General features: G+C 58.3%; 1 protein-coding gene. It reads right to left on the bottom strand.

The window, feature by feature from the left end; all coding sequences use genetic code 11:
- On the bottom strand, positions 1–283 hold a 283-nt coding region (locus P0D68_RS35565; RefSeq protein WP_408303754.1), incomplete at both ends, for an NAD(P)/FAD-dependent oxidoreductase.

Here is a 283-nt window from a genome sequence, read left to right as displayed (position 1 = left end):
CTCCATGCCGAGCTGGAAGTTCTCGGTCGGTTCACCGTCCTTGCCGATCCCCAGGTTGCCGGTGGCGACGCCTTTGACCGAACCGTCGTCGTTATAGAGGATTTCAGCCGCAGGAAAGCCCGGGAAAATCTCCACACCTAGCGCCTCAGCCTGCTGACCCAGCCAGCGCGTCACATTCGCGAGACTGATCACGTAGTTACCGTGATTCTTGAAGTTATCCGGCAATGCCCAGACCGGCACGCTCTTCGAACCGGTTTCGGTCAGGAACAGGAACTTGTCTTCG

Origin of the sequence: Paraburkholderia sp. RL17-380-BIE-A (genome assembly GCF_046028085.1) — a bacterium.
GTDB lineage: Bacteria > Pseudomonadota > Gammaproteobacteria > Burkholderiales > Burkholderiaceae > Paraburkholderia.
Note: the sequence above shows the minus strand (reverse complement) of the source record. Positions and strands in the feature narration are given on the sequence as shown.